This window comes from Nocardiopsis protaetiae, from assembly GCF_045446735.1.
In the GTDB taxonomy this organism is placed as follows: domain Bacteria; phylum Actinomycetota; class Actinomycetes; order Streptosporangiales; family Streptosporangiaceae; genus Nocardiopsis; species Nocardiopsis protaetiae.
Map to the genome: position 1 here is coordinate 1 of NZ_JBJJBV010000267.1, position 9,160 is coordinate 9,160.

Consider the following 9,160-nt stretch of genomic DNA (forward strand, 5'->3'; position numbering starts at 1 on the left):
GTCAGGGCCTGCGGGCAGGACCTTCAGGCAGGACCTTCGGTCATGGCCTTCGGTCAGGACCAGGTGAACAGCGGCTCGCCGGCGTCCACGCCGCCGTCGGCGACGGCCTCCAGTGCGCCGGGAACGGCGTCCAGGGCGACGACCGGGACCACGGCGGGCATCCCCCGCGCGGCCACCGAGCCCGGGGACCAGCGGACGATGGGCGTGCCCGCCGTCACCTCGGTGCCCTCCTCGACCAGGAGCGTGAACCCCTCGCCCTTGAGTTTGACCGTGTCGATGCCCAGGTGGACGAGCACGCCCCGGCGCTGGTCGGGCGCCATGACCACGAAGGCGTGCGGGTGCAGTTTGACGAGGGTGCCGTCGATGGGGGCGATGGCATCCTGGGTGCCCTCCTGCCCGCCCTCCTGGCCGGGTTCGGGGTGGACGGCGACCCCGGGTCCCACCATTCCCTGGGAGAAGACCGGGTCGGGCACCGTCTCCAGGGAGAGGGCGGTTCCGCGGACGGGGGACAGCACGCTCAGGGATCCGTTGACGTCTGGCATGGGAGCTCTCTTCCCTGTTGAGGGGACTTCATCCGGACCGGCGGGAAACGGGCCTGCGTCCCATCCGTGACCCGGCCCGCATCACATCCGTGACCCGGCGTGCGTCCACCGCCGCGGTCGCCCGCGACTATCCGTCGATGATGTCCCGGATGTCGTCGGTGAGGGAGTCGGCCTCGGGGCCGACGACCACCTGGACGACGTTGCCGGAGATCAGGACGCCGTGCGCCCCGGTGTTCTTCAGAGCCTGCTCGTCCACCAGCGACGCGTCGGACACCTCGGTGCGCAGGCGGGTGATGCACGCCTCGATGTCCTCGATGTTGCCCGCGCCGCCCAGACCCGCGACGATCGCCGCTGCCTTGTCCGCCATCTGTCGTCCTCCGTGCTGTGCCGTGGGGACCGCGACCGTCCCCGTGGGGGGAGCTTAGAGCTCCGGAACCCGGTGCGCCAGGCACCGGGTCCCGGGAGCGTCCCAGCCTTTTCGCGTGGCCTTGTTCAGGCCCCGGGTGCCTCTCAGCCCGTCTGGGTGACCTTGTTCAGGCCCCGGGGGACGTCCGGGTTGTAGCCCAGGCGCCGGGCCAGCCGCTCGGTGAGGAGCTGGGCCGGGACGATGAGGTTCATCGGGGCGACCCACTCGGGCACGTCCGGGACGGGGACGGACAGGTCGCTGGCCGCGGCCAGGGCGGACCCGCCGCCGAACCCGAACACCGGGGCGCCGGCCGACCGGGCCCGCTCGGCCAGGGCGACCGTGCCCGCGAGGGTGGGACCCTCGGGGGCGGCGACCAGCAGCGCCGGGGTGCGCGGGTCGACGACGGCGATCGGGCCGTGCAGCAGGTCGGCGTAGGACAGGCCCATGGCGTGCAGGTAGCAGGCCTCCTTCAGCTTGAGGGCGGCCTCCAGGGCGGTGGAGAAGGCCATGCCGCGTCCGGAGATCACCGCCCCCTGCACGGCGACCATGCGCTCAACGATCTCCTCCAGGGCGTCGGTGGGCGCGGCCAGGGTCTCCTCGATGGCGGCGGGCACCCGGTCCAGGTCCGCCGCGTCCAGGTCGGCGCCCAGGCCCAGGGCCAGCACCGCCAGGGCGGCGAGCTGGGTGTTGTAGGTCTTGGTGGCGGGCACCGCGACCTCGCTGCCGGCCTGCGTGACCAGGGCGACGTCGGCCTCGGCGGCCAGCGGGGAGTCGGCGCCGTTGGTGACGCCGACGGTGCGGGCGCCGCAGTCGGCGGCCCAGCGCATGGTCTCGACGATCTCCTCGGTCTTGCCGGACTGGGAGATGGCCACGGCCAGGACGTCGGACAGGTCGATCTTGGAGCCGTAGGAGGTGGCGATGGAGGGGGAGCCCAGGGTGGCCAGCCGTCCGGCGTGCGCCTGGAGCAGGTAGCTCCCGTAGACCGCGGCGTTGTCGGAGGAGCCGCGGGCGATGAAGAGCACGTGCTTGGTGGAGCGTCCCAGGGCCGCGATCTCCGAGCGGAGCGGGAGCAGCTCCGCGAAGGTGCGGCGCAGCGCCTCGGGCTGCTCGGCGATCTCGGAGCGCATCACGCTCGTCGTGGTGGTCATGAGGGCCTTCCCCTGCTCGTGCCGGGTTCCCGGCACTCCCGTGAAGTGTGCGGACCGCCTGCCGTTGGGTGGATTGACACGCGGACAGAGCTATGGTCTAGTCCGGACTATACCAGTGGCTCCGGGATTGTCCCGATACTCGGGGTACAGGAGGATGTATCCCGCGCTCACGGGGCCACCGGGTTCCCAGAGACCGGACCACGACCGAACCGGGAGCGCACGCACCACCCCGTCCCGTCCGCCGACCGAGAAGGCCACCCGCACCCATGCCGATCGATCCCAGCAACCCGCTGCCGAAGTACGTCCAACTCCGCGACCTGCTCCTGGACTGGATCACCGAGGCCGGACTGGGTGTGGACGACATGATCCCCTCCGAGCGGGAGCTGAGCGCCTCCTACGGTCTTTCCCGCATGACCGTCCGCCAGACCATCGACCTGATGGTCTCCGAGGGACGGCTCTACCGGGTCCCCGGCAAGGGGACCTTCATCGCCCGCCCCAAGATCGAGATGTCCCTGGTCCTGGCCTCCTTCAGCGAGGACATGCGCGCCCGCGGGTACGAGCCCGGGGCGCGCGAGCTCATCCGCCAGGTCATCCCGGCCAGCGGGCACACCGCGCGCATGCTCGACATCGAGCCGGGCACCCTGGTGCACCACATCGAGCGGATGCGCACCGCCGACGACGAACCCATGGCCGTGGAGCGTTCCAACATCCCCGCGGCCATGGTCCCCGGACTCGAAGACTTCGACCTCGCCGAACGCTCGCTGTACGAGGTCCTGGAAAACGAGTACGACATCCTGTTGGATTCCGGGGAACAGACCATCGAGGCCGGGATCTGCGACTCGGCCGACTCCCGCCTCCTGGGCCTGCCCGCTGGAAGCCCGGTGCTGGTGATGCAGCGCCGCAGCTTCACCAAGGGACAGTGCGTGGAACTGGCACTGTCCACCTACCGCGCCGACCGGTACCAGCTGCACTCGCGGCTGGACCCGCGCCGACACGGCGACTGACACACCCCCGCGCCCACGAGGCGCAGGTCCGAGGGAAGGACCCCCCTTGAGTTCGGACAACACACCGGCCACGGCAGCCAAGGCCGACTCCCCCAAACGCTCCTCCTCCGCGCTGGCGCTCCTCCAGCGCTTCGGCCGAAGCCTGATGATGCCCATCGCGGTCCTGCCCGCGGCGGCCATCCTGCTGCGCCTGGGCCAGAACGACCTGCTCGGCGCCGACGGCCTGGCCTCGATCAACGGCCTGGCCTGGATGCAGCAGGTCGCGGACGTGGTCGGCGCCGCCGGTGACTCCCTGTTCCAGGCGATGCCGCTGCTGTTCGCGGTCGGTGTCGCCATCGGCTTCGCCAAGCGCGCCGACGGGTCGACCGCACTGGCCGCCGTGGTGGGCTACCTCGTGTTCGACCGGGTGTCGAAACTGCTCTTCTTCCAGGGCGGGAGCGAGGTCGGCGACCGGGTCACCCTCGAATCGGGCGGCGACCTCATCGTCAACTGGGGCGCGAAGAACCCGAGCGACGTGCTCGGCGGCATCGTCATCGGCCTCCTCGCGGCGTGGCTGTGGCAGCGGTACTACCGGATCAAACTCCCGACCTGGCTGGGCTTCTTCGGCGGGCGCCGGTTCGTCCCCATCCTCATGGCGGGCGTGGGCCTCCTGGTGGCCGTGGCGTTCGGCCTCGTCTGGCCGCTGGTCGGCTCCCTGATCAACGCCCTGGGCGAGTGGATCATCGGGCTGGGCGCGGTCGGCGCCGGCATCTACGGTGTGATCAACCGCCTGCTGCTGCCGCTGGGCCTGCACCACATCGTCAACTCGGTCGTGTGGTTCGTGTTCGGTTCCTACACCGACCCCGAGACGGGCGACGTGGCCTTGGGCGAGATCAACCGCTACCTGGCCGGGGACCCGACCGCGGGCGGCTTCCTGTCGGGCTTCTTCCCGGTGCTGATGTTCGGCCTGCCCGGTGCGGCGCTGGCGATCTGGCGCTGCGCCCACCCCTCCCAGCGCGCGAACATCGGCGGCCTGATGGTCGCCGCGGCGCTGACGGCCTTCGTCACCGGCATCACCGAACCGATCGAGTTCGCGTTCATCTTCATCGCCCCGGTCCTGTTCGGCGTGCACATCGTGCTGACCGGCATCTCGATGGCGGTGCTCAACGCCGTGGGCGCCCAGCTGGGCTTCGGGTTCTCGGCGGGTCTGATCGACCTGTTGCTCAACGCGTCGAAGGACAACACCGAGCAGTTGCCGATCATCCTCCTGATGGGCGTCGGGTACTTCTTCCTCTACTACCTGATCTTCACGTTCCTCATCAGGAAGATGAACCTGCCCACCCCGGGCCGCGAACCGGCGGAGGGCGCCGAGGTCGCGGCCGCGCCGGCCGGCGACGACGCCGGCGGCACGGAGACCGGGGAGAAGGGCTCCGAGGGAGGCAAGGACTGACCTCCCCGTCCGCCCCACGCGGGCCCGCACCCTCGCCGGGTGCGGGCCCGCCCCTTTCCCGCGACGGCCGTCCTCCGGGGCGGTCTCGGGGAGCCCACGGGGCGGCGGATCGGCCTCGGCCGTACCGCCGTGTCGGGCGGCCGTGTCGGGCGGCCGCGGACCGGCCCCTCCCCCGCCCGGGAACGGTTCACCGGCGGCGGTGATCACGGCCGGCCCCGTCGTCGGCGGCCACCGGTCCACAACGTTCCGCAGGGCCCGAGCGGGGAACGGCGGCGGGAACACGTGTGGGCGCACCCCCTCAGGGGGTGCGCCCACAGGCGTGTCTCAGTGGCGGCTACCGGTTGGCCGGGTCACCGTGGCACTTCTTGAACTTCTTGCCGGAACCGCACGGGCACGGCGCGTTGCGGGAGACCCCCGCGTACTCGTCGTCGGCCTCGCTGTGGCGCTCGACGGAGCCGTCCTCGCTCGGCGCGGAGTACTGCAGGCGGCCGGGCCGGCTCCCGCCGAAGCCCGGCACCACCACGTCCTCGGCGGGCTCGGCCTCCTCGGTGGGAGCCTCGGCGGCGGCGGCCTCGGCGTCCTCGTCCACCGCGGTGGCCACGGCCGTCGCACCGGAGGACCCGCCCACGGTCGCGGCCGTGGTGGCGGCCGCGGCGGCGGTGAGCTTGGGCTCCTCCTTCTTGCGGACCTGCACCTCGATGTTGAAGAGGTAGCCGACCGACTCCTCCTTGATGGCCTCCAGCATCTGCTGGAACATGTCGTAGCCCTCGCGCTGGAACTCGATCAGCGGGTTGCGCTGAGCCATCGCGCGCAGGCCGATGCCCTCCTGGAGGTAGTCCATCTCGTAGAGGTGCTCGCGCCACTTGCGGTCCATGACCTGGAGGATGATGCGGCGCTCGACCTCGCGCATCGCCTCCTCGCCCAGCTCGGACTCGCGGGCGTCGTAGGCGGCGTTGGCGTCCTCCACCACGCGGTCGGCGATGAGCTGACCGGTGAGGGTGTGCAGCTCGCCGTTCTCCTCGATGAACTCGTCGACAGTGAAGCTGATCGGGTAGACCTGCTTGAACGCCCGCCACAGCTTGTCGAGGTCCCAGTCGGCCGGGTCGCCCTCGGAGGTCTCCTCCGCGACGTAGCCGCGCAGCACCTCCTCCAGCATGACCATGACCTGGTCGCGCAGGTCCTGGCCCTCCAGGACCTTGCGGCGCTCGGCGTAGATGACCTTGCGCTGGCGGTTGAGGACCTCGTCGTACTTGAGGACGTTCTTGCGGATCTCGAAGTTCTGGGTCTCGACCTGGCCCTGGGCGGAGGCGATCGCCTTGCTGACCATGCCCGACTCGATGGGCTGGTCGTCGGGGATGTTCAGCTGGTTCATGAACACCTCCAGACGGCTGCTGTTGAACAGGCGCAGCAGGTCGTCCTGGAGGGACAGGTAGAAGCGGGACATGCCCGGGTCGCCCTGGCGGCCGGAGCGGCCGCGCAGCTGGTTGTCGATGCGCCGGGACTCGTGCCGCTCGGTGCCGAGCACGTACAGGCCGCCGAGCTCGACGACCTTCTCGTGCTCGTCCTCGTACTCGGCCTTGGCCTTGTCCAGCGCCTCCGACCAGGCCGCCTCGTACTCCTCGGGGGTCTCCAGCGGGCTCAGGCCGCGCGCCTGGAGCTCCTCGTCGGCGAGGAAGTCGGGGTTGCCGCCCAGCATGATGTCGGTACCGCGGCCGGCCATGTTGGTGGCGACGGTGACCGCGCCGAGCTTGCCCGCGCGGGCGATGATCGCGGCCTCACGGGCGTGGTTCTTGGCGTTGAGGACCTCGTGCGGGACGCCCATGCGCTTGAGGCGCTTGGACAGCAGCTCGGACTTCTCGACGCTGGTGGTGCCGACGAGGACCGGCTGGCCCTCCTCGTGGCGCTCCGCGATGTCCTCGGCGACCGCCTCGAACTTGGCGTCCTCGCTCTTGTAGACGAGGTCCTTGACGTCCTCGCGGATCATCGGCTTGTTGGTGGGGATGGGCACCACGCCGACGCCGTAGGTCTGGTGGAACTCCGCCGCCTCGGTCTCGGCGGTACCCGTCATGCCCGCGAGCTTGTCGTAGAGGCGGAAGTAGTTCTGGAGCGTGATCTTGGCGAGAGTCTGGTTCTCGTCCTTGATCTTGACGCGCTCCTTGGCCTCGATGGCCTGGTGCATGCCCTCGTTGTAGCGGCGGCCCGCCAGGACGCGACCGGTGAACTCGTCGACGATGAGGACCTCACCGTCCTTGACGATGTACTCCTTGTCGCGGCGGTACAGCTCCTTGGCCTTGAGGGAGTTGTTGAGGAAGCTGATCAGCGGGGTGTTGACGGCCTCGTAGAGGTTGTCGATGCCCAGCCAGTCCTCGACCTTGGCCACACCGGACTCGGTGATGCCGACCGTGCGCTTCTTCTCGTCGACCTCGTAGTCGGTGTCCCGCTTGAGGCGGGGCGCGATCTTGGCGAACTCGCCGTACCAGCGGGAGTTCTGCTCGGAGGGGCCGCTGATGATGAGCGGGGTGCGCGCCTCGTCGATGAGGATGGAGTCGACCTCGTCGACGAGGGCGAAGAAGTGGCCGCGCTGGACGGTGTCCTTGAGGGACAGCGCCATGTTGTCGCGCAGGTAGTCGAAGCCGAACTCGTTGTTCGTGCCGTAGGTGATGTCGGCCTCGTAGGCCTTGCGGCGGTCGGCCGGGGTCATGTTGGGGCTGACCACGCCGACTTCGAGGCCGAGGAAGTGGTAGATGCGGCCCATGTTCTGGGCGTCGCGCTTGGCCAGGTAGTCGTTGGTGGTGATGACGTGGACGCCCTCACCCGCCAGCGCGTTGAGGTAGATCGCGAGGGTACCGGTCAGGGTCTTGCCCTCACCGGTCTTCATCTCGGGGATGTAGCCGAAGTGGAGCGCGGCACCGCCCATGAGCTGGACGTCGAAGTGGCGCTGGCCCAGGGTGCGCTTGGCCGCCTCGCGGACGGTGGCGAACGCCTCCGGAAGGAGGTCGTCGAGGGTCTCGCCCTCCTCAAGGCGGTCCTTGTACTCCTGGGTGAGGGCCCGGAGCTCCTCGTCGGTGAGGTCGACGTACTCGTCCTCGATCGAGTTGATCTGGTCCTTCAGCTTGTTGAGCCGGCGCAGGATCTTTCCCTCACCCGCGCGCAGGAGCTTGCTGAGTATCCCTGGCACTTCCTATGCGCTCCTCGCAGATCGCGGTTGGCTCCACGGCACGCGTGGAGATCAGATCTAGGCCCGCTGACCGCTGTCCCGTGGCCGCGGAGGGCGGCGGGGGGTCCCTGGGCCCTCGGGCCTACATCCTAGAGGACGTGCGCCCTGTACCCGGTCCCTCGACGGTGGCGGTGGACGGGTGGCCTCTTCCCCCAGGTGAACGATCGAAACCACGGAGAATGTTCCCCTGCGCACGTGCGGGCGCATCGGGGCGGGTCGGCGGCCGCCGGCGGGCGGCGCCGGGGATTCTCACCGTTTTCCAACCGTTGTGGTCGGGCGGGGTGCGCGGGGCCGCCGGGGACCGTGGGAACGCCGGGCGGGGCCCCTGGGGTGAGGTCGGCGGCGGAGGCGGGGTCGGCGGCGGGAACGCCGGGGCGGGTCGGCGGGGTCCGCGTTCATCGACCGGATCCGGGTAGACACATCGGTAGACGCCCGGCCCGCGCCGGAGCGGCCGGGCCGACGTCATGAGCGTTCAGGGGGGATCGCCATGCGTACCGGTGAAGGACCCGGGAGGGCACAGGCCACGGAGGCCGGGGGCGGGGCTCCGTCGCCCCGCACTCCCGTGGAGATACTCGACGACCTGATCGAAGGACGGCGACATCCGACGTCGAACGAGTCGTGCGCGGACTGGGAGCACCACAAGCCCGACGACGAGCAGCGTTTCGGCCGTATCCGGGGGTTCCAGCGACAGGGCGGCAGCCTGGCGCCGACCGGGCGGCACCGGGGCCGGGCCACGTCCTGGGCGGTGGTGGCGCTCACCCTGGCCGGGTTCGTCGCGGGCGCGGTCGCCGTGGTGCAGGGGATGGCCGTGTGGCTGCTGGTGATCGCCGGCCTGCTGCTGGCCGCGGCGCTGGTCCTGGCCTTGGTCACCGACATCTTCGGGGACGTCGTGCTCGACTCCCCGTCGGTGGAACCGGAGGAGCCGCACGGCATCTCGCTGCACCGGATCCGCAAGGAGCAGCGGCACGAGGCGCGGGCCCGGCGGCGCGACCGGAAGGAGCGGCGCGCCACCGCCGCCTGACCCGTCCCGGTGCCGGACGCAGACCGCGCCCGGCCCACTGAAGATCACGGGCCCGGCCGGGCCCGCCGATGCGACCGAGCCGACGCGGTGGAGGTCACGGGGGCGGCCGGTCCTTCGGGCCGATCGGGCTGGCGCGGTGGAGGCCGCGGGCGCGGCCGGGCCTTCGGGCCGGTCGGGCCCGCCGATGCGGCACGTGCGACGGTCGCGCCGAGCGGTGCGGCACGTGCGATGAGCGGTGCGCCGGCGGTCACTACGGTGCCGCATGCGCGGCGGGCACGGCGGATGGCGTGGCCCGAGTCGGTGCGGCGGGCGGTGAGGCCCGGTCGGTGCGGCGGGCGTGGCGTGTGGCGCGACCCGGCCGGTGCGACGGGTGCGGCGGGTCCCACGACCCGC

Annotated in this window: 7 protein-coding genes; 3 read left to right on the forward strand and 4 right to left on the reverse strand. The window is 70.9% G+C overall.

All coding sequences use genetic code 11. The features are described 5' to 3' along the window. Positions 1-53 precede the first annotated feature (53 nt). The 3 genes from ACJOT3_RS28565 to ACJOT3_RS28575 form a co-directional block, all read right to left on the reverse strand. The gene (locus tag ACJOT3_RS28565) at positions 54-542 is read right to left on the reverse strand and encodes a PTS sugar transporter subunit IIA (RefSeq protein WP_406976224.1); all 489 of its coding nucleotides are present in this window, start codon (positions 540-542) and stop codon (positions 54-56) included. 127 nt (positions 543-669) lie between these two features. Further along, a complete protein-coding gene (locus ACJOT3_RS28570) occupies positions 670-909 on the reverse strand; it encodes a PTS sugar transporter subunit IIB (protein WP_220565071.1) in 240 nt (79 codons plus the stop codon). Between the two features lie 143 nt (positions 910-1,052). Next, on the reverse strand, positions 1,053-2,096 hold the full coding sequence (locus ACJOT3_RS28575) for an SIS domain-containing protein (RefSeq protein WP_406976225.1): 1,044 nt from the start codon (positions 2,094-2,096) through the stop codon (positions 1,053-1,055). A 266-nt stretch (positions 2,097-2,362) separates the two neighbouring features. Between ACJOT3_RS28575 and ACJOT3_RS28580 the strand changes: the two genes are divergently transcribed. Next, positions 2,363-3,100 (forward strand): GntR family transcriptional regulator, encoded by a 738-nt coding sequence (locus ACJOT3_RS28580; RefSeq protein ID WP_220565069.1) that lies wholly within the window; start codon positions 2,363-2,365, stop codon positions 3,098-3,100. 46 nt (positions 3,101-3,146) lie between these two features. Continuing rightward, entirely contained in the window at positions 3,147-4,529 is a 1,383-nt protein-coding gene (locus ACJOT3_RS28585) for a PTS transporter subunit EIIC (protein WP_406976226.1), read from the forward strand. Positions 4,530-4,863: 334 nt separating this feature from the next. On the opposite strand, the gene secA is transcribed toward ACJOT3_RS28585, so the two are convergent. Then, positions 4,864-7,707, reverse strand: coding sequence for a preprotein translocase subunit SecA (gene secA, locus ACJOT3_RS28590; protein ID WP_406976227.1), 2,844 nt, complete (start codon positions 7,705-7,707; stop codon positions 4,864-4,866). A gap of 601 nt (positions 7,708-8,308) precedes the next feature. Here secA and ACJOT3_RS28595 point away from each other — a divergent pair. Next, positions 8,309-8,767, forward strand: a complete 459-nt coding sequence (locus ACJOT3_RS28595) for a hypothetical protein (protein ID WP_406976228.1) — start codon at positions 8,309-8,311, stop codon at positions 8,765-8,767. Positions 8,768-9,160 lie beyond the last annotated feature (393 nt).

Bases quoted from the DNA above. Each gene is read 5' to 3' on its own strand.
- ACJOT3_RS28565 (WP_406976224.1), bottom strand. From the start codon at position 542: ATGCCAGACGTCAACGGATCCCTGAGCGTGCTGTCCCCCGTCCGCGGA.
- ACJOT3_RS28575 (WP_406976225.1), bottom strand. From the start codon at position 2,096: ATGACCACCACGACGAGCGTGATGCGCTCCGAGATCGCCGAGCAGCCC.
- ACJOT3_RS28580 (WP_220565069.1), top strand. From the start codon at position 2,363: ATGCCGATCGATCCCAGCAACCCGCTGCCGAAGTACGTCCAACTCCGC.
- ACJOT3_RS28570 (WP_220565071.1), bottom strand. From the start codon at position 909: ATGGCGGACAAGGCAGCGGCGATCGTCGCGGGTCTGGGCGGCGCGGGC.